The 19271-nt window shown below is 70.7% G+C and carries 15 protein-coding genes; 6 read left to right on the top strand and 9 right to left on the bottom strand.

Annotated features, from left to right (window positions below):
- A complete protein-coding gene (locus tag ACX80P_RS07205) occupies window positions 1–2343 on the top strand; it encodes a YhgE/Pip family protein (protein WP_459277378.1) in 2343 nt (780 codons plus the stop codon).
- A gap of 98 nt (window positions 2344–2441) precedes the next feature.
- Complete coding sequence (locus ACX80P_RS07200; protein WP_459277377.1) at window positions 2442–2762, top strand: putative quinol monooxygenase; 321 nt, start codon at window positions 2442–2444, stop codon at window positions 2760–2762.
- A 64-nt stretch (window positions 2763–2826) separates the two neighbouring features.
- On the opposite strand, the gene ACX80P_RS07195 is transcribed toward ACX80P_RS07200, so the two are convergent.
- Together ACX80P_RS07195 and ACX80P_RS07190 are read right to left on the bottom strand one after the other, a co-directional pair.
- Window positions 2827–3444, bottom strand: coding sequence for a GNAT family N-acetyltransferase (locus ACX80P_RS07195; RefSeq protein WP_459277376.1), 618 nt, complete (start codon window positions 3442–3444; stop codon window positions 2827–2829).
- Between the two features lie 94 nt (window positions 3445–3538).
- Window positions 3539–5341: a bifunctional metallophosphatase/5'-nucleotidase gene (locus ACX80P_RS07190; RefSeq protein ID WP_459277375.1), complete on the bottom strand. Its 1803-nt coding sequence runs from the start codon at window positions 5339–5341 to the stop codon at window positions 3539–3541.
- 155 nt (window positions 5342–5496) lie between these two features.
- Here ACX80P_RS07190 and ACX80P_RS07185 point away from each other — a divergent pair, with 155 nt between their 5' ends.
- Window positions 5497–6477, top strand: coding sequence for an alpha/beta hydrolase (locus ACX80P_RS07185; RefSeq protein ID WP_459277374.1), 981 nt, complete (start codon window positions 5497–5499; stop codon window positions 6475–6477).
- 54 nt (window positions 6478–6531) lie between these two features.
- Here ACX80P_RS07185 and ACX80P_RS07180 read toward each other — a convergent pair whose 3' ends face one another.
- The 4 genes from ACX80P_RS07180 to ACX80P_RS07165 form a co-directional block, all read right to left on the bottom strand.
- On the bottom strand, window positions 6532–7095 hold the full coding sequence (locus ACX80P_RS07180; protein ID WP_459277373.1) for a dihydrofolate reductase family protein: 564 nt from the start codon (window positions 7093–7095) through the stop codon (window positions 6532–6534).
- 187 nt (window positions 7096–7282) lie between these two features.
- Window positions 7283–8200 (bottom strand): alpha/beta fold hydrolase, encoded by a 918-nt coding sequence (locus tag ACX80P_RS07175; RefSeq protein WP_459277372.1) that lies wholly within the window; start codon window positions 8198–8200, stop codon window positions 7283–7285.
- Window positions 8197–9048 carry an SDR family NAD(P)-dependent oxidoreductase gene (locus ACX80P_RS07170; RefSeq protein WP_459277371.1) on the bottom strand — a complete coding sequence of 284 codons (852 nt, stop codon included), beginning with the start codon at window positions 9046–9048 and terminating at the stop codon, window positions 8197–8199. Before ACX80P_RS07170 ends, ACX80P_RS07175 begins: the two co-directional genes overlap by 4 nt.
- Window positions 9045–10562 carry a flavin-containing monooxygenase gene (locus tag ACX80P_RS07165; RefSeq protein ID WP_459277370.1) on the bottom strand — a complete coding sequence of 506 codons (1518 nt, stop codon included), beginning with the start codon at window positions 10560–10562 and terminating at the stop codon, window positions 9045–9047. Before ACX80P_RS07165 ends, ACX80P_RS07170 begins: the two co-directional genes overlap by 4 nt.
- 70 nt (window positions 10563–10632) lie before the next feature.
- On the opposite strand from ACX80P_RS07165, the gene ACX80P_RS07160 reads away from it, so the two are divergent.
- Entirely contained in the window at window positions 10633–11715 is a 1083-nt protein-coding gene (locus tag ACX80P_RS07160) for an AraC family transcriptional regulator (RefSeq protein WP_459277369.1), read from the top strand.
- Window positions 11693–12676 (top strand): LacI family DNA-binding transcriptional regulator, encoded by a 984-nt coding sequence (locus ACX80P_RS07155; RefSeq protein ID WP_459277368.1) that lies wholly within the window; start codon window positions 11693–11695, stop codon window positions 12674–12676. The genes ACX80P_RS07160 and ACX80P_RS07155 overlap by 23 nt, the downstream gene beginning before the upstream one ends.
- Window positions 12677–12867: 191 nt before the next feature.
- On the opposite strand, the gene ACX80P_RS07150 is transcribed toward ACX80P_RS07155, so the two are convergent.
- On the bottom strand, window positions 12868–14775 hold the full coding sequence (locus tag ACX80P_RS07150; protein ID WP_459277367.1) for a pectate lyase-like domain-containing protein: 1908 nt from the start codon (window positions 14773–14775) through the stop codon (window positions 12868–12870).
- Window positions 14776–14993: 218 nt separating this feature from the next.
- Between ACX80P_RS07150 and ACX80P_RS07145 the strand changes: the two genes are divergently transcribed.
- Window positions 14994–15308 (top strand): DUF6457 domain-containing protein, encoded by a 315-nt coding sequence (locus ACX80P_RS07145; RefSeq protein ID WP_459277366.1) that lies wholly within the window; start codon window positions 14994–14996, stop codon window positions 15306–15308.
- 4 nt (window positions 15309–15312) lie between these two features.
- Here ACX80P_RS07145 and ACX80P_RS07140 read toward each other — a convergent pair whose 3' ends face one another.
- The gene (locus tag ACX80P_RS07140) at window positions 15313–16632 is read right to left on the bottom strand and encodes an MFS transporter (protein WP_459277365.1); all 1320 of its coding nucleotides are present in this window, start codon (window positions 16630–16632) and stop codon (window positions 15313–15315) included.
- A gap of 54 nt (window positions 16633–16686) precedes the next feature.
- Complete coding sequence (locus ACX80P_RS07135; protein ID WP_459277364.1) at window positions 16687–19104, bottom strand: FdhF/YdeP family oxidoreductase; 2418 nt, start codon at window positions 19102–19104, stop codon at window positions 16687–16689.
- Window positions 19105–19271 lie beyond the last annotated feature (167 nt).

Here is a 19271-nt window from a genome sequence, read left to right as displayed (position 1 = left end):
GTGTTCTCCCTGCTCCGCACGGAACTCTCCCGCTTCCGCATCACCCTGAAGGCCCGCGCCGCCCTCCTGGTCATCGCGGTCATCCCCGCGCTGTACGGCGGGCTGTACCTCGCCGCCAACTGGGATCCCACGGGGAACCTCGAGCACCTCACGGCCGCCGTCGTCAACGAGGACCAACCCGCCACCGCCGCCGGCCCCGACGGCTCCGCGAGCACCATCTCCGCCGGCGCCGATCTCACCGACACCCTCACCTCCTCCGACGATGCCGGGTTCACCTGGGTGGAGGTCGGCCGGGAGGACGCCGACAGGGGGCTCGACGACGGCACGTACGCGGCGTCGCTGGACATCCCCGCGGAATTCTCCTCCACCCTCGCGTCCGTCGGCGGCGACGAGCCCGCGCAGGCGATGCTCGGCATCACCACCAACGACGCCGACAGCTACATCGTGGGCCAGGTCGGCAACACCGTGGCGGCGGGCCTGCAGCGCCAGGTGCGCTCGGGTGCCACGGCGGACTACCTCGACAGCATCTACCTCGGCTTCTCCTCCCTGCACGGGAAACTCACCGAGGCGGGCGAGGGCGCAGTGAAGCTCGCCGACGGCGCACGCAGCGCCGACGAGGGGAGTGCCTCGCTCGTCGTCGGCCTCGGCAGCCTCGTCGAGGGCAGCACGAAGCTGTCCTCCGGAACCGCCCAGGTGGCCGGAGGCGCTGCCGATCTCTCGGCCGGCGTGGGTGATCTCGCCGCCGGTCTGGGGCGCCTCGACGCCGCGACGGCCGGTCTGGTCCCACAGTCCCGGCAACTTGCGCAGGGTGCGGCCTCGGCCGCCACGGGCGGTGCGACCCTGAGGGATGGTGCTGCCCAGCTCGCCACCGGGACGCAGGCCGTCGCCGACGGCGCCGGCAGGCTCTCTGCCTCCGCCACCACGCTGGCCGACGGAACCCGTCAGGTCGCGGACGGCGTCGGGCAGGTCGGGAACGGGGCCGACGCCCTCTCCGCAGGCGCCACCGACCTCCAGTCCGGGGCCGGGCAGGCAGCGGTCGGATCGCGCACCGTCGCCGTCGGACTCGCGCAGCTCACCGCGGACTATGCCGCCCTGTCCGACGCCGAGCGGCTCGCCGCCCTCCAGCAGCTCGGTGCCGGTGCGGACGCGGCGGCCACCGGGAGCGAGCAGATCGCGTCCGGGGCCGGGACACTTGCTGCATCGGCCGGTGACCTCGCCGCCGGTGCCCGCGCGGCGTCGACGGGAGCCGCCGGTGCGGCCGAGGGCGCAGGCCTGCTCAGTGCCGGTGCCGCCGATCTCGCCACGGGCGCCGGGGGAGCGGCCACCGGCGCGGGGTCGGTGTCGCAGGGCGCCGCCGATCTCTCCGCGGGGCTCACCCAGCTCTCGGACGGGACGGCGACCCTCGCAGCGAACACCCCGGCTCTCCGCGACGGGATCGTGTCGGCCTCCGGCGGTGCGGTGCAGCTCGCCACCGGAGCGGCCACGCTCAGTACGGGCGCGGCGGAGGCCTCCGGGGGAGCGGCGTCGCTCTCGGAGGGCTCCAGCCAGGCCTACGACGGCGCCAGCTCGCTCGAGGGCGGGCTCAGCCGACTCTCCAGCGGAGCGCAGGACCTCGCGCAGCAACTGGACCAGGGTGCGCAGCAGGTGCCGGACTACACCGAGGGGCAGCGCGCCCGGCTGAGCGGCGTGGCCTCCGCGCCGGTGGCTATCGAGCGGACGCACGCCAACGCCGTGGATGCGTATGGCGAGGGTATGGCGCCCTACTTCATCCCGCTGGCCCTGTGGGTGGGCGGCATCGTCACGTACATCGTCCTGCGTGCCCTGTCTCCCCGGGCGCTGGCCTCCACGGCGGCCTCCTGGCGCATCTCCACCGCCGGCTACCTGCAGGGCGCCGTCTTCGCGGTCCTCCAGTCACTGGTCCTGCTGGGGATCCTGGTAGCAGGTGTCGGCCTGACCACCCCCCATCCCGTGGGGCTGCTGGCCTTCACGATCCTCACGGCGCTGGTCTTCACAGCGATCCATCAGGCGCTCGTTGCGCTGCTCGGCGGTGTCGGTCGGCTCGTGGCGCTGGTGCTGCTCATGCTGCAGCTCACCTCCGCAGGCGGAACCTATCCCGTGGCGACCGAGCCCGGATTCTTCCGGTTCCTGAGTCCGCTCCTGCCGATGACCCACGCGGTGACCGGCCTGCGCCACCTGATCGCCGGCGGAGACCTCGGCATCGTCTGGCTCGCGGCCGCCCAGCTGCTGGTCTTCTTCGTCCTCGCAGGGGCGCTCTCGGTCTTCGCGTCCCACCGTGGCCGCTCGTGGTCCATGGAGAAGCTGCATCCCAGCCTCGCGATCTGACAACTCCTCCTGCACATGGGGGGCGGGCGACATGCGCCCCGGCAGAGGACCTTATAGGTTGGGACGGTACCGACCATCCATCAGGAAGGCACCATCCCATGATCTTCATCGTCGTCAAGTTCACCGTGAAGCCCGACTGGAGTGACCGTTGGATCGACCTGACGCGGGACTTCACGGAGGCGACGCGCCGGGAACCGGGGAACCTCTGGTTCGAATGGTCCCGCAGCATCGAGACGCCCGATCAGTTCGTGCTCGTCGAGGCGTTCCAGGACGACGCGGCGGAGGCACACGTGAACAGCGACCACTTCTCCCAGGCGATGCAGGACATGCCACAGGCGCTCGTGAAGACGCCGGAGATCATCAGTGAGCGGATCGCCGCCGAGGGCTGGGGCCTGATGGGCGAGCTCACCGTCGACTAGGCGTCGGGCGTTCTCGGGTCACCGTCAGGCGTGTGGCAGGCGCTCCCGCCCCTGGGGGCGCCTGCTACCCCTGACCGCCGGGGAGGGACTGTTCCAGGATGAAGTCGTCCTCGAAGCGATCACCCAGCTGGAAGCGCTTGGTCCCCACGCGACGGAACCCGTGCTTCGTGTAGAACCGGAGGGCCCGCGCGTTCTCCTGGTTCACACCGAGCCACACCCCCGGCAGTCCCGACGCGGCAGCGAGTTCGAGTGTCCGCTGCATCAGGGCCGCGGCCGCACCGCGACCGTGCTGGTCGGGGTGGACGTAGAACTTGCTCAGCTCCACGGTGGGCGAGATCGAGAGTGCGGCGAGCACGTCGGGGTCCGAGGGCTGATCCAGTACCACCATGCTCCAGCCCGCGATGCTCCCCCCGTCGCGCAGGCAGAGGATGGTGTGCTGCGGCGATTCGATGTACGCGGCGAAGCGCTCGGCGGAGAGCTGGGTCGCGATGTGTCGGGCGATGTCCTCGGGGGGCGAGTCGACCGGGCAGGCCAGGGGGAAGGTGACGGCGGCGACCGCTGCGAGCTGCGCCGCGTCGACGGCTGTCGCCGTCGTGATCTCGATCGTCCCGCCCCCGCCGGTGCCTGTGCCCGCACCCACGCCGGCGTCGCCTGTCCCGTCCGTGGTCCTGTCGATTCTCATGATGCCAATGTATTCCGAACGGCAGCAGGACGCGGACCCGAAGGCCCGCGTCCTGCTCGGTTCGCGGTGCGTCCCGGGAGTCCGGGCTGCAGTGCTAGTCGAAGACCGGTTCACCGTCGCGGGTGAGCTTCCAGTTCTCCTCGAAGAACGTGGCCGGGTCGATGGTGCCCTCGGTGATGAGGTAGTCGATCAGCAGCTGCCGGATCTCCGTGGTCTGGTTCACGAGCACCGGAGCCGTGGCGATGTGCGGGAAGTTGCCGCCGCCGGACTGCCGGTAGTTGTTCGTGGCCACGGCGAAGCGCTGCGCCGGATCGATCGGCGCCCCGTTGTAGCTGAGGTTCACGATCCGCTGGCCGACCGGCCTGCTGATGTCGATGTCGTAGGAGACACCGGACATCATGTCGTAGTTGTAGTCCGGGGTGCCCCCCGCGTTGGTCAGCGTTGCCGGGTCCACGGCGGCACCGGGAGCGGTCTGGTCGAAGTACTTCGCCGAGTACTCGAGGTAGTCCTCGACCTGGGCGCCCGTCATCTCGACACCGAAGAGGGTGTTGGGGAAGACGTAGAGGCCGGCCATGTCACGGATGGTGACGGGCCCCTCGGGCACCACGGCGGCGCGGTTGAACGGCGCCACGATCGAGAGGACGGGCAGGTCGGCGTTCGGGGTGCCGTCCAGTGCCCTGTTCACGGCCTCGGCCTGGACCGTGTTCACGAAGTCCATGACCGCGGTGTCGCGGAAGCGCGCATCCGCCGCCGACATGGTCTGCGTCGCGGTGCCGATGGCGGTGTTCACGTAGTCGATCGTGCGCTGGTGCTGGCCGGCGGCGATGGCCGAGATGGCCGGGTCCGCAGGCACGGTGTTGGTGTTGAGCAGTTCGGCGTTCGCGGAGGTCACGTCCCACTGGCCGCGCACCTTCGTCAGCTCGAAGTCCATCACCGAGAGCCGCATGCCCCAGTTCTTGGGTTCGGTCAGCAGGACCTGCTCGCCGGTCTGCTGGTTGGTGACGAACCGCTCCGGGATCTCCTGGTGCTCGTGGCCCGCGAGGATCGCATCGATCCCGGGGACCTGCTCGGCGATCAGCGTGGAAGCGTTCTCGACGGGCAGGGCGGTGCCGTAGGAGGACTTGCCGGAGGGGCCGGAGTGCGAGCTCACGACGACGACGTCGGCGCCTGCGGACCTCATCTCGGGGACGTACTTCCGGGCCTGCTCCACCATGCCCTCGAAGCGCAGCTCACCCTCGACATTGTTCCTGTCCCAGATGGCGCTGCCGGGCGTGGTGAGCCCCAGGATGCCGACCCGGATGGGCTTCTGCCCCTTGAGCGTGACCGTCTTGATGATGTACGGGGTGAAAGCGTCCTGGCCGGTGGTCCGGTCCTTGACGTTCGCGCCGAGCAGCGGGAAGTCGAGCTGGTCCTCGTACGTGCGCAGCAGCGGGAGGCCGTAGTTGAACTCGTGGTTGCCGAGCGTCGTGGCGTCGTACCCCATGGCGTTCATCGCGGCGGCCATCGGGTGGGTCTCGCCGGTCTCGGTCACGGGCTCGACAGTGGCGAAGTAGTCCGTCAGGGACGTGCCCTGGATGGTGTCGCCGTTGTCGATCAGGAGGGTCGACTCCTCGCCGCGGTCCGCACGGACCTGGTTCACGAGCGTGGAGATCTTGGCGAGCCCGACGTCGTTGCGCGCGGCATCGTCGTACTCCGCGTTGGTGAAGTAGTTCCAGTTCTCGATGTAACCGTGGAGGTCGCTGGTGCCCATGACCGTGATGGTGGCCGTGGAGTCCCTGGGACCCTGAGCTCCGCCGGGTGCGGCGGACGCTGCGGGCGCGAGTCCGAGTGCTGCGACGCAGCCGACGGCGACGGCCGCCGCGACGCGGCGATGCCCCCTGGTGGAAGAGTGTGACACGTGAAATCAGCTCCTGTTGATGGTGCGGTGGCGCCAGCCTATCGGTGACGGGTGACACACTGGTGACGGCGACATGACCCGGGGTGAACTGCCCGGTGCGGCCGCCCGGACAGCGCCGGCGGTCGCCCGGCCGGAACAGATCGACGAGGATCACGATGACAACCGATACAGAACAGCAGGACGCCTACCGCGAGGACATCCTGGCCGGCTACGACGTCCGGACGCTTCCCCTGCGACCCGACGAGGAGGGCGACGTCGTCGCCACGCTCGTGCGCCGGACCCTCCCCGCCGGCTCGCGCCGGGCCGTACTCTACGTGCACGGTTTCGTGGACTACTTCTTCCAGACCCACCTTGCCGACGCCTGGCTGGCGGCAGGCTTCGACTTCTATGCGCTGGACCTCCGCAAGTACGGACGGTCCCTCCGGGAGCACCAGACGCCGAACTACATCACGTCGCTGGAGGCGTACGACGAGGAACTCGACGAGGCAGCGCGCATCATCCGCGAGGAGGAAGGCCATGACGTCCTCGTGGTCATGGCCCACTCGACGGGCGGACTGGTCACGTGCCTCTGGGCGCACCGTCGCCGCGGCCGCGGGATCGTGGACGCCCTCGTCCTCAACAGCCCCTGGTTCGACCTCAACGCGAGCCGGTTCCAGCGCACCCTCGGCACCGCTGCCGTGCACCGCCTCGGGACGCTTCGACCGCGCGTCGTCGTCGGCAGGCTCGGCTCCGCGTACGGCCGGTACCTGCACCGCGAGTCGGGAGGAGCGTGGGACTACGACCTGACGTGGAAGCCCCACAGCGGGTTCCCCGTCGTCGCGGGCTGGCTGCGCGCCATCCGCCGCGGCCACGCGGAGCTGAACCGCGGCCTCGCCATCGACTGCCCCGTGTTCGTCGCCTGCTCCGACGCGACCTCGGACCCGGTGAAGGAGCCCGCGCGCATCTCGTCCACCGACGTCGTGCTCGACGTCGCGCACATCGCCGGGCGGGCGCCACGGCTCGGCAGGCTCGTCACCCTGGTGCGCATCGCGGGCGGCATCCACGACCTCGCGCTGGCACCGGAGCCGGCCCGGTCGCAGTTCTTCGAGGAACTCGGACGCTGGCAGGAGGCCTACGTCCCGGCCGGCCGGGGATGACGGCGTAGCCGGGTCCGGCTGGAGGCCCGCGGCCGGGCCCGTACGGCTCCGGCTTCAGCGGGTTGCTGCCCCGACGTCGTAGGTCAGCATGGCGAACTGCCCCTGCTGCTCGACCGACCGCAGCGTCAGCCGGTCCGATTCGACCCGGAGCGGCAGCAGCGGTGCTCCCGACGCCAGGGCGACGGGCGCGACGGCGATCCGGATCTCGTCGAGCAGGCCGGCCGCGAGGAACTGGCCCGCCAGGTCACCGCCGCCGACGACCCAGATATCCCGGTCGCCCGCAGCGTCGCGCAGCTGCTCGAAGACCGGCCGGACGTCCCCGGACACGAGGCGGACGTCCGCACCCTCCGGGATCGGCAGCTCCCTGCTGGTGAAGACGAACGCGGGGCGGTCGCCGTACAGGGCACGCCACTTCGCCGGCTCGTCCAGCAGCCCCTCGAAGGCCAGCACCCACTCGTACGTCGTCGAGCCCTCGACCAGCACGCCCACGGTGTCGAGGAAGCGCTCGTACTCCTCCGGGGGCGGGGGCTCGACGGCGAAGAGCCACTCCAGCGAGTTCTGCTCGTCGGCGATGAAGCCGTTGAGGGTGGTGGCGGTGTGGAAGACGACGCGGGGCATGCGTCATTCCATCATGCGCTCGACGCGCTCGGTAGGGGTCGAGGCGCGGCGGTTCTGGACGAGTGCGCCCACCGGGTCGGAACGTCCGGTGGGCAGGAGTGCGGATGCCCGCGGGGGAGGGGCAGCCGGTGGGCGGATCCGATGATCTCCGCGGCAGGCAGCGCCCCGGGGAGCGGGCCGTGCCGCGCTACCCCTGCGCCTCGACCCCGCCGACGAACCGCCGGACGAGGGCATCGAACTCCTCCTCGCGCTCGATCTGCGGCATGTGCCCGCACTTCTCGAACAGATGGACCTCGGCGTGCGGGAACACGGTCCGGGCATGCTGGAGGTGCGACGCCGGCAGGATGCGGTCCTCGCCGCCCCACACCACGAGGGTGGGCTTGTGCTGGGCGGCGACGGTGCGGAGGAGCTCGGTCCGCCAGCGACGGCGTACGCCGCGGACGGTGCCGAGGTGGCTCGCGACGGCGAGCAGCACGTCGTCGTACACCGGGTTCCGGCCCACCTCCTGGGCGTGGTCGAGCCGTTCCTCCGTGACGAACCGCTTGTCGAAGAACAGGGCCCGCTCCGTGCGGTAAGCGGCCTTGCGGGACTTGTCCTTCATGAGGCGTCGGCCGAGCGGGCGGATGGCGAGCAGGCGCAGCGCGATCGTCACCTCACTGCCGAACCCGGCGCTGTTCACGAGCACCAGGCTCCGCACGCGCTCGGGTTCGAGGGCGCTGATCTTCATCGCGACGGCACCACCGAGCGAGTTGCCCACCACGTGGAGCGGCCGGTGCTCCCCGAGGGCGTCGAGCGCCGCGATCACGAAGCGGGCCATCGACTCCATGGTGTACCGGCCGGCCGTGCGCTCGGACAGGCCGAAGCCGGGCAGGTCCACGCTGATCACCCGGTGGTCCGGGGCGAGGCGCCCGTAGAGCCCCTCCCAGTCCTCGAGGCTGCGGCCGATCCCGTGCAGCAGCAGGACGGGCGGCATCTCCCGGGCGCCCGCGTCGCGGTAGCGGACCCGGACGCCGTCCACCCGCAGGTAACCGTCGTCGCCCCCGGCCGCGGTCGTCCCCGGGGACGCGCCGCCGCCGGGCCCGACGCCGGGCCCGGCGCCGTTCACCGGCGTACCTTCCCCGCGAGGCGGGCGAGGCTCGTGGCGCGGCGCTCGAGGGTGCCGAAGGACATGGGTGCCACGCGGGCGACGACGTCGGGCAGTTTCGCGCTGAGCCCGATCAGCAGGCGGGCCTTGCGGGTCTTGACCGCTTCGAGCATGAGTTCGGCGGCACGGTCCGCGGGGAAGGTGAGGAGCTTGTCGAAGTCCTCCTTCGCGTGCTTGACGTCGCGGTCGCCGAGGTTCCCGCCGATCCGCGCGTTGAGGGCGATGTTCGTCCGGATACCGCCGGGGTGCACGCTGGTGGTGCCGATACCGCGGGGGAGCAGTTCGTTGCGGAGGGCCTCCGTGAATCCGCGCAGCGCGAACTTGCTGGCGGAGTAGGCGGTCTGGCCGCTCGGTCCTACGAGGCCGAACAGGCTGGAGACGTTCAGGATGTGCCCGCCGGGTGCGATCCGCGGGAGGAGCCGGTGCGTGAGCAGCACGGGTGCGGTGAAGTTGATGGCCATGACCCAGTCGAAGTCGTCCATGCTGATCTGGTCGAAGCGGCCCGCGAGGGCCACGCCGGCGTTGTTGACGAGCAGGTCCACGCGGTCGGTCGCGGCGAGCAGGTCGGTGGCGAGGCGTTCGACGGCGTCGCGGTCCGCGAGGTCGGCGGTGAATGTCGTGACGCTGCTGTCCGGGTAGGTGGAGCGGATCGATGCGGCGACGGCCTCGAGGCGGTCCGTGTCCCGGTCGACGAGCAGCAGGGTGCTGCCGCGCTCGGCGAGGCCACGGGCGAGGTGCTCGCCCATGCCTCCGGCTGCGCCGGTGACGACGGCGGTGGACCCGGCGAACTGGAAGGGTTGGATGCTCACGCGTGGATCTCCTGGAGGTCGGGGGCGGGGGTGGCGGGTGGGGTGGGCGCGTCGAAGACCATGCTCTTCGCGAGGTTGCCGTGCAGGGCGGTGGGGGCGTCGAGCAGGTAGTTCTGCCGCATGGTCCACGGTTGCCGGTCGCCCTGCTTGGGGAACGCCGAGACGGCGCGCTGGACGTACCCGGAGGTCAGATCCAGGATGGGGCGCGCCTTCATGGGGCCGTCGACGGCGGGCGCCCCGGAGCGGTGCCCGTGGCGGTCCATGTACCGGATGAGGCGGCAGACGTACCGGGAGCTGAGGTCCGCCCGCAGTGTCCACGAGGCGTTCGTGTAGCCGACGCACAGGGCGAGGTTGGGGACGCCGCTGACCATCAGCCCCCGGTACACCCAGGAGTCGCCGAGGTTCACCGGGGCGCCGTCGACGGTGAAGGTCGCGCCGCCGAGGGGCAGCATCGAGAGCCCGGTGGCGGTGACCACGACGTCGGCCGCGAGTTCCTGCCCGGACGCCAGGCGGATGCCGTGCGGGGTGAACGTGTCGATGGTGTCGGTGACCACCGACGCCGTGCCCTGCTTCATCGCCCTGAACAGGTCCGCGCTGGGGGCGACGCACAGGCGCTGGTCCCAGGGGTTGTAGGCGGGCGTGAAGTTCTCGGCGACCGTCTTCTCGTCGCCGAGGATCCGCGCGGTCTGGGTGCGGATGAGCTTCTTGGCGAGCTCCGGGCGGCGGCGGCACAGCTGGTAGAACGCCTGCGTGAACAGCACGTTCTTGGCACGGGCCACATGGTGGGCGATACCTGCGGGCAGGTGGCGGCGGGCGGCGTCGGAGAACCTGTCGCGGCTCGGCACGGCCGTGATGTAGGTGGGGGAGCGCTGCAGCATGGTCACGTGGGCGGCGTCCTTCGCCATGGACGGCACCAGGGTGACAGCGGTGGCGCCGCTGCCGATCACGACGACGCGCTTGCCCGTGTAGTCCAGGTCCTCCGGCCAGAACTGGGGGCGGGCGATCTCACCCTCGAACGCGTCGAGGCCGGGGAAGGTCGGCTCGTATCCGTGGTCGTAGTCGTAGTACCCACTGCAGAGGTAGAGGAATCCGCACGTGAGCCGGCGGCGCTCGGGGGTAGACCCGGCGTCGTCGTCCGTGACATCCAGTTCGAGGGTCCACCGGGCGTCCTCCGAGGACCAGACGGCGCTGACGAGTCGGGTGTGGAACCGGATGCTGTCCCGGATGCGGGGCTCCTCCGCGGTGTCGCGGATGTACGTGAGGATGGACGAGCCGTCGGCGATCGCCTTGGCCTCGGTCCACGGGCGGAACGGGTAGCCGAGTGTGAACATGTCGCTGTCGGAGCGCACGCCCGGGTAGCGGAAGAGGTCCCACGTGCCGCCGATGGCACTGCGTGCCTCGAGGACGGCGAAGCTCTTGCCCGGCAGCTCCGTCGAGACCCGGTAGGCGGCGCCGATGCCGGAGAGGCCTGCGCCCACGATGACGACGTCGAGATGTTCGGTACGGGTTTCCATGCTTCCCATTCTTGCGGCGAACCCGCCCGTGTACTTGACTTCACGCGACAGCTATTTACCCTTGGACGACATGGGCTCCGTCATCCGATCCGCCGGCATGCGCGGCTTCCGCGACGTCGTCGAGCAGTTCGGGGGGGATCCCGCGGCACTCGCGGCGCAGTACCGCGTGCCGCTGGAGGCGATCGACAGCGACGACGTCCTCGTCTCCGACATCGCCATGGCGAAGCTCCTCGAGGGCGCTGCCCGCGCCCTGCCCTGTCCGGACCTCGGCCTGCGCATCTCGGAGTACCAGGACATCGGCATCCTCGGCCCGCTCGCGGTGGCCATCCAGAACTCGCCGACCGTCGGCGCGGCCCTGGAGTGCGCCTCCCAGTTCCTGTTCCTCCACAGCCCGGTGCTGCGGTTCACCATCGTCGCGGACCCGGAGGGGCGGCCCGGGGAGGTGGGCCTCTGCTACGGCTCCGCCGAGGGCGCCCCTCCGCGCCAGGCCACCGACGCGATCCTCGCCTTCTCGCACCGTATGCTCCGCTTCCTGGTGGACGGGCCCTACGGCCTGCACTCCGTCCACCTCTCCCACGTACCGAGGGCGCCCGCCGCCCGCTACACGGAGTTCTTCGGGGCGGAGGTGCGGTTCGGCCAGGGGGCATCCCTCCTGCGTGTGCCGAGGAGCCTGCTGGACCGTCCGCTCGCCGGTGTGGACGGCACGTTGCGGGAGATCGCGCTCGATTACCTGCGCAGCCGCTTCCCCGAGCCGGGACGTGTGGTCGCGCCCCAGGTCCGCAACGCGATCGATCGCATGCTCGGCACGTCGCCACCGCGCATCGACTCCGCCGCGAAGCTCCTCGGCATGCACGCGCGGACCCTCCAGCGGCGGCTCGCCGCCGAGGGGACGTCCTTCGAAGCCCTGCTCGACGACGCCCGCCGAGACGCGGCGCTGCGGCTGCTCACCCGGACGGACCTGCCGCTGCAGCAGGTCGCGGCGCTGGTGGGGCTGTCCGAGCAGTCCGCGCTCACGCGCTGCGTCCGCCGGTGGTCCGGGCGGACGCCGCGGGCCGTGCGGTCCGGCAGCGGGGTGGAGCAGGGCCCCGCCTACACTGGCAGGCAGGAGTCGGGGGCTGGAAGGGGGAGCGGTGGCCGGGATCACGAGCGCTGACGTGGCCCGCGAGAGTGGTGTCTCGCGGACGACCGTCAGCTACGTCCTGACCGGCCGGGAGGGTGTCACGATCTCCGAGGAGACCCGGCGCCGCGTCCGCGAGACCGCGGTCCGTCTCGGCTACGCGCCGTCGGCCGCCGCCCGCGCCCTGCGTACCGGTCGCAGCGACCTGGTGCTGTGCATCCTGCCCGACTGGCCGGTGGGACCGGTGATCGAGACGCTGCTGGACGGACTGGCCGACGAGCTGTCCGGCCGCGGTCTGTCGGTCCTCGTGCACCACGGGCGCCGTACCCGCCCGCTCGCCGAGCTGTGGCGTGCCGTCACCCCGCGTGCGGTGATCGGCTTCGCCCCCTTCGCCGACGAGGACCTCCTGATGATGCGGCAGGCCGGGATCCAGGTGCTGGGGACCCTCGGCGAGGAGCATCAGCGGGACCGGGCCCTTCCGTCGGAGACCCAGCTCGCGATCGGCGCCCTGCAGGCCCGGCGCCTCGCCGCGCGCGGTGTTTCGCGCCTGGGCTACGCATGGCCCACCGATCCCCGGATCGAGGACTTCGCGAGGGATCGCCTGCTCGGCGTGCAGCGTGCCTGCGCGGACCTCGGCCTTCCGGAGCCGCTCGTCCACCCGGTCGCGCTCGACGTCTCCGCTGCGGCGGCCGCGGTCCGGGCCTGGCGGGATCAGGGCGTCACCGGTATCACCGCCTACAACGACGACGTCGCGCTCGCCGTGCTCGCCGGACTGCGCGCCGAGGGACTGGCCTGCCCCGAGGACATGGCGGTGGTGGGGGTCGACGACGTCCCGGCTGCGGCGCTGGCGGCGCCTCCGCTCACGACCGTCGCACAGTCCATCGAGATGCAGGCACGCTACCTCGCGGCCCTGGTCCTGGCGGATCTCGACGGGTCCCCGGTGAAGCCCGAGCATCCGGGGGATGGTCTGCGGCTCGTGGAGCGGGAGTCGGGCTGACTGCCCTCCGGTCTGAACCAGCCCGCGCGCGAACCTGATGCGGTGCACCCACGTGGGGAACCCGACCTGGGTGCACCGCCGGGCCGGGCATGGGGCCCAGGCCAGGTCCGATCCTCGCGTACGACGGGAAGGGCCGGAGCGGTGTGAACTGCTCCGGCCCTTCCTGTTTCTGCTCGTTCCCTACCGGTCCGCTACGGAGCGGGGTACCGCACCACGTAGCTCGGCGTCCCGGTGTTCGCATTGCTCACGGGGGCGCCGGTGTTGTTCACGACGTGGTCGATCGTGCCCGCACCCAGGTTCACGGTCAGGAGGTGGTTGAGCACCACGCCGGGGGTCTCCGGCACCTCGAAGCCGCGGGTGGCGTGGATGCTCGGGTCCACGTTCGTGAAGACGTACGATCCGCCGCCCCACAGGGTGTGGTCCTCGACGTCGTCGGCCACCTTGTAGCCGGCCCAGCCGAGGACGCCGTCGTGCTGCCAGGCCTCCTGGTTGGGCGGGTCGTACGGCAGCTCGTTCTGGAAGAAGACCGTGCGGCCCCTCTCACCGTTCCAGATGACGTTGTACTCCTGGTAGTGCTCCACGAAGAGGCCCGTCGCGGTGACGTCGTCACCGTTGACGATCACGCCGTTCCGCCCGGTGCTGACGTCCCAGCCGAATGCGCCGTCGTTGCCGTGGTCCGCCCGCCACACCCAGGTGTGGTCGATCAGCACGTGGTCGCTGTTGATCTCGAGGCTGACGTCGGCCTTGCCCACGTGCGGGCCGCCGATCCTGAAGTAGACGTCGCTCAGCGTCGTCGGGTTCGCCGGGTCGCTGTGCTTCGCGCCGCTGTTGCCGTTCTTCGTGCCCACCTGCAGCAGGACGGGGGAGTTCACGGTGCCGCCGTCGATCGTGACGCCGGCGATGACGACGCCGGGCACGTCCGCGACGCGCATCGGCGTGGCTCCGTTCACGGCGGTGAGGGTCGCGTGGCCGAGGCCGAGGACCACCGTGTCGGCGCGCTTGACCGCGATGGTCTGGGCGATGTCGTAGACGCCCGGGGTGAGGAGGAGGTGCTGGCCGCGGGCGAGCGCGTTGTTGATGGCCTGGACGGAATCGCCCGGCCGTGCGACAAAGAACTCGGACAGCGGGACGGTGCGCCCGGCCGTCGGGCCGTCACCCCACGAGATGCCGCGCGACTCGGTCTGGGCGGAGGGCACGCGCACGCTGTAGGACCCGGCAGCGTCCGCGAAGAGGAATGGCTTCTCGCGGCTGACCGGGGTCCGGTCGAGCGTCGTGTACGGGGGAGTGGGGAAGGACTCGTCCGTGGGGGCGCCCTCGGTCCCCGAGAACACCGCGTTCCAGACGCCGTTGGACCAGCTGCCGATCTCCGCGTTGCGGGTGAACCACTGCTGCTGGGACCCGTTGACGATGTCGCCGGCCTTCGAGTCGGCGAGGTAGCCGCCACTAGCGTACTGGGGGCCGGCGGTGCAGTAGTCCATCAGCGAGAGCGTGCCACCGGTGACGTCGACGCGCCGGAGCGAGACGGCCTGGGACACGGCCCAGAAGTTCGCCGTCGAGCGGCAGCCGTCCTGGCCCGCGCCGTTGATCTCGAGCGTGAGGTTCGAGAGCGTGCGCCAGAAGTTGTTCAGCGCGATGCAGTTGCCGGTGCCGTTGTCCTCGAGGCAGCGGTTGTAGACCTCGATCTTGCCGTTGATGGTCACATCCGAGGGGGAGGCGCCGAGGCCGGCGACCTCCGTGTAGTAGCCGACCTTGAACTGCAGGGGTTCGGCGTCCGTGCCATAGGTTCCCGGCAGGAAGAGGAGGGCTTCGCGCTCGGTGCCCATCTCGTTGTCGATCTGCCGGGCGTTGACGGCGTCCACCGCGGCCTGGATCTCGCTGACGGGCATGCTCGGGTCGAAGATGGTCACGTTGGGGCCGAAGTCGGGGGCCGACACCGGGGTAGCCTTCTGGGTGGCGACCGGCGTCGTACCTGCCGGTGCCGGTGCCGGTGACGGCGCTGCGACAGCGGCGACTCCCGTGCTGCTGGCCAGGAGCACGGTGGCTCCGAGGGCCGCGGCCAGGCGCGTACGCCCGGTCCGGGTAGAGTGGGGGATGGTCATGCGGGGAGGTTCCTCTCCGTCGAGGTGGTCCTGAACAGGGCGATTGGTGAATCGTGTCACCAGGTCGTCAGGAAAGTACATCCCCGGCGGCGGATGAAGTCAAGGAACGGCGGAGAGCGAGGCGTCGGCGTTGAACGAGGGCCCTCCCGGTGGTAGAGCTTGGTAGGAGCCGTCGATCGCCGTCGGCAGCAATGACAGCCCCCGACCGAGGAGACACCATGGCAACGCCCGACGACGCAGAGCGCACCCTGAACGACTGGAGCCGCACCCTCGGCCAGGCCCTGCAGGTCCTCGACCTCGAACTGGACCACTCGAGGATCCTGGAGCTCGCAGCACGGACCACGCACCTGCTGTCCGCGGACGCCGGTGTGATCAGCGCCTTCATGGTCGGTTATGCCGCGGGCACCGTCACCACCAGGGGTCGGGCCGAGACCGACGCCGCCATCGAGAAGGCCGTGAAGACCGTCCTGACCGTCATCGAGAAGGACGAGCAGACGAACGAGCAGGCAGGCTGGACCGGCTCGGCCCAGTGACGCGTCACTGGGCCGCGGATTCGCCGCTCCGCTTCGACGCGAGGCGTGCGAGCGTCCATGCCATGACGACGGCGACGACCGCAGCGGCGGCGAGGCCGAGGCCCGCATAGCCGAGCAGCACGAGGGTGGGGCCCGCGAGGGCTCCGCCCAGGGCGCCCGCACCGTTCATCACGAGGTCGGAGAAGCCCTGGACGGGCGCCCGTTCCGAGGCGTCCACCGCGCCGGCCAGCAGCGCCGACGCCGATATCACGCACGCCGACCAGCCGAGGCCGAGCAGCACCAGACTCGCGGTCACCCACGCCTCGGACCCGGATCCACGCCATGCCGTGACGAGCGCAAGGAGCAGGAGGACCTGCCCGCAGAGGATCCCCTGCGTCGTCCCGGAACGATCCGCGATCCACCCGAACACGGGCGACAGGGCGTACATTCCGGCGACGTGCAGGCTGATGGTCAGACCGACGACGGACAGGCCGGCGCCGTGGTCGTGGAGGTGCACCGGGGTCATGGACATGAGCGAGACCATGGCGGCGTGGCTCACCGCGATGGTCACGACGGCGAAGCGGGCTGCGGGATTGTCGGCCAGGATGCGGAGCCCTCGCCGGCGTTCGGGGGTCACGCTGCCGGCGGGCCGGGCATCCGCCTGCCGGGCGAGGGCGGTCAGGAGGGGGTCCGGCCGGAGCCCGAGCGCATAGACGGCCGCGGCGCCCGCCTGCGCCGCCGCGGAGAAGACGAAGCCGCCACTGAGTGGGGGGATGCCCAGCACCAGGGCGACGGCCGCGCCGGGTCCGAAGAGATTGGGGCCCAGCACCGCCCCGACAGTGGTCGACCAGACGACGACGGCGAGGCTGCGCCCGCGCGTCTCCTCGGAGGCGAGGTCGGTGGCCGCGAACCGGGCCTGGAGCCCTGTCGCGGAGCCCACGCCCAGGAGCGCGAGCGCGAGGAGCAGCAGGGGGAACGCGGAGAGCGATGCCGCGATGATCGCCAGCACCGCGCCGATGCCGGACACGACGGCGCCCGTGGCCAGGGAGATCCGGCGTCCCCTGCGCTGGGCGAGCGATGCGAGGGGCACGGCTGCCGCGGCTGCGCCCAGCGTGGCCATGGTGGCAGCCATCCCGGACCACGCGCTCGAGCCGGAGGTCTCAGCGGCGAGCAGCGCGCCGAGGGAGAGTGTCGCGCCCGCCCCGAGGCCGCCCAGGATCTGGGCGGCCACGAGGACGCGGATGACGCGGCGCTGCTGGGCCTGCGCGCCGGGCTGCCCTGCCGGGTGCCCGGCCTGCGGCTCCCGGTGCCGGTCGGTCCGCTGCGTGTCCGGCTGCTTCTCCACGGTCCCCACTCCTCCCGGTCGTCACGACCGGAGCAGTCTATCCGCGGGGTGCCCTCAGGCGTTCGCTGCTTCCGCCTTCTGCGCCGGCGTGGTCGTGCCGTTGGTCGGGAAGCCGTCCGGCTCCGCCTCGGGCACCCGCACGGTCGCCATGGAATCATGCGCCTCGGGTGCCGTGTGGTTGCTCGGCTCGAACCGCACGATGATCTGCTTCGAGGTCGGCGTGTTGCTGCCTTCCGCGACCTCGTCGAGCGGGACCAGCACGTTCGCCTCCGGGTAGTACGCAGCTGCGCAGCCACGTGCCGTCGGGTACGAGACCACACGGAAGGCGCGGAGTACGCGCTGCACGCCGTCGTCGTACACGCCGTGGACGTCCACGTTCTGGCCGTCCGCCAGGCCCAGGTCCACGATGTCCTCGGGGTTCATGAACACCACGTGGCGGCCCTTCTTGATACCGCGGTAGCGGTCGTTGTGGCCGTAGATGGTGGTGTTCCACTGGTCGTGGGAGCGCAGCGACTGCAGGATCAGCGTGCCCTCGGGGCGCTCGAGGTACTCGAGGTCGTTCACGGTGAGGACGGCCTTGCCCGTGGGCGTGTTGAACGTCCGGGAGTCCCGCGGCCCGTTCGCCATGATGAAGCCGCCCTTCTGGCGGATCTTCGTGTTGTAGTCCTCGCAGCCCTCGACCACATGGGCGATGTGCTCGCGGATGAGGTCGTAGTCCTTCTCGAAGCCCTCCCAGTCGGCGTCGATCCTGCCGTCGATCGTGGCGCGGGCGAGCCGGCTGATGATCGCCGGTTCGGAGAGCAGGTTGTCGGAGACGGGCTCGACACTGCCCCAGGAGGGGTGCACCGCGCACACGGTGTCCTCGACGGAGACGAACTGCTCGCCGGTCGCCTGGCGGTCGATCTCCGTACGCCCCTTGCAGGGGAGGATGAGCGCCTCCTCGCCGGTGATGAGGTGCGAGCGGTTGAGCTTGATGGAGATCTGCACCGTCATGTCGGTGTTCTCGAAGGCCTTCTCGGCCACCTGGGTGTCGGAGATCGCCGAGACGAGGTTGCCGCCGAGCGCCACGAGCACCTTGACGTCGCCGTCGCGCATGCGCCGGATGGACTCCACGGCGTCGACGCCGTGCTCCTGGGGCGGTTCGAAGCCGAACTCCTTGCCGAGGGAGTCCATGAAGGTCTGGGGCATCTGCTCCCAGATGCCCATGGTGCGGTCGCCCTGGACGTTGCTGTGGCCGCGGATGGGGGAGGCGCCGGCGCCGGGCTTGCCGATGTTGCCGCGGAGCAGCAGGAGGTTGATGATCTCCTTGATCGTGGCGACGCCCTTCTTCTGCTGCGTGATGCCCATCGCCCAGGTGATGATGACCTTGTCCGCGGCGAGGTAGCGGGCAGCGAGCTCGTCGATCTCCTCGATCCGCAGGCCCGTGGCCTCGAGGACCGTGGCGTCGTCGAGCTTCATCAGGTAGTCGCGCAGCTCGTCGAGGCCTTCGCAGTGCTCCTCGAGGAACGCGTGGTCCAGGACCGTGCCCGGGTTCTTCGCCTCGGCCTCGAACACGCGCTTGGACACGGCCTGCAGGAGGGCCATGTCGCCGCCCAGCCTGACCTGCAGGAACTGGTCGGAGATCTCGGTGCCCTTGCCCGCGACGCCCTTGACCTTCTGCGGGTTCTTGTAGCGCTTGAGGCCCGCCTCCGGCATCGGGTTCACGGAGACGATCTGCCCGCCGGACTCCTTGCACGCCTCCAGCTCGGTGAGCATGCGGGGGTGGTTCGTACCCGGGTTCTGGCCCATGACGATGATGAGGTCGGCGTCGGCGTAGTCGTCGAACGTGACCGTCGCCTTGCCGATGCCGATGGTCTGTCCCATGGCCCAGCCGGAGGACTCGTGGCACATGTTCGAGCAGTCGGGCAGGTTGTTGGTGCCGAAGCCGCGGACGAAGAGCTGGTACAGGAACGCCGCTTCGTTCGAGGTGCGGCCGCTCGTGTAGAACGCGGCCTCGTCCGGGCTGTCGAGGCTCTTCAGCTTGTTGCCGACGATCTCGAACGCCTCGTCCCAGCTCACCGGCCGGTAGTGGTCCTCTCCCGCCGGCTTGTACACGGGCTCCACGAGACGCCCCTGCATGCCCAGCCAGAACTCGGAGCGCTCCCGGAGGTCGCTGATGGAGTGCTCGGCCCAGAAGTCCGAGGAGATCACCACGGGCGCCGCTTCCCAGGTGACGGCCTTGGCGCCGTTCTCGCAGAACTCGAAGGTCTTGCGCTTGCCCGGATCGGGCCAGGCGCAGCTCGGGCAGTCGAAGCCGTCCTTGTGGTTCATCTTGAGGACGGTCTGGAGGGTGCGCTTCACACCCATGTGCTCGATCGCGGGCTTCATGGAGTGGTAGACACCAGGGATGCCGGCCGCCCAGTCCTTCGGCCGCTTCGAGACCTCGATGTCCGTCTCGTCGATCTCTTCTACACGGGGTTCCTTGCGCGTCACGGCGACCGTCCTCCTTCGCGGCCCACGGATGGGCACTCCTCGACAGGTGGTGCACCCGCCTTTGTACCTCAGGCCTAGCAGGGTACCGGTGTCGGCCGCAAGCCTCCCGTTGCCGTTCCACCGTGGTTTGACGCGACGGGGCGCAGCGGTGCGGCGAACGACGTCCC

This window comes from Arthrobacter arabinosi (genome assembly GCF_054511115.1).
The sequence above is the reverse complement of the archived record's forward strand: the minus strand, read 5'-3'. Positions and strand labels throughout refer to the sequence as shown.

What these genes read in the sequence shown, in the direction of transcription:
- ACX80P_RS07150 (WP_459277367.1), bottom strand. Translation starts at nt 14,775, where the DNA reads ATGACCATCCCCCACTCTACCCGGACCGGGCGTACGCGCCTGGCCGCG.
- ACX80P_RS07160 (WP_459277369.1), top strand. Translation starts at nt 10,633, where the DNA reads ATGGGCTCCGTCATCCGATCCGCCGGCATGCGCGGCTTCCGCGACGTC.
- ACX80P_RS07165 (WP_459277370.1), bottom strand. Translation starts at nt 10,562, where the DNA reads ATGGAAACCCGTACCGAACATCTCGACGTCGTCATCGTGGGCGCAGGC.
- ACX80P_RS07195 (WP_459277376.1), bottom strand. Translation starts at nt 3,444, where the DNA reads ATGAGAATCGACAGGACCACGGACGGGACAGGCGACGCCGGCGTGGGT.
- ACX80P_RS07180 (WP_459277373.1), bottom strand. Translation starts at nt 7,095, where the DNA reads ATGCCCCGCGTCGTCTTCCACACCGCCACCACCCTCAACGGCTTCATC.
- ACX80P_RS07185 (WP_459277374.1), top strand. Translation starts at nt 5,497, where the DNA reads ATGACAACCGATACAGAACAGCAGGACGCCTACCGCGAGGACATCCTG.
- ACX80P_RS07145 (WP_459277366.1), top strand. Translation starts at nt 14,994, where the DNA reads ATGGCAACGCCCGACGACGCAGAGCGCACCCTGAACGACTGGAGCCGC.
- ACX80P_RS07200 (WP_459277377.1), top strand. Translation starts at nt 2,442, where the DNA reads ATGATCTTCATCGTCGTCAAGTTCACCGTGAAGCCCGACTGGAGTGAC.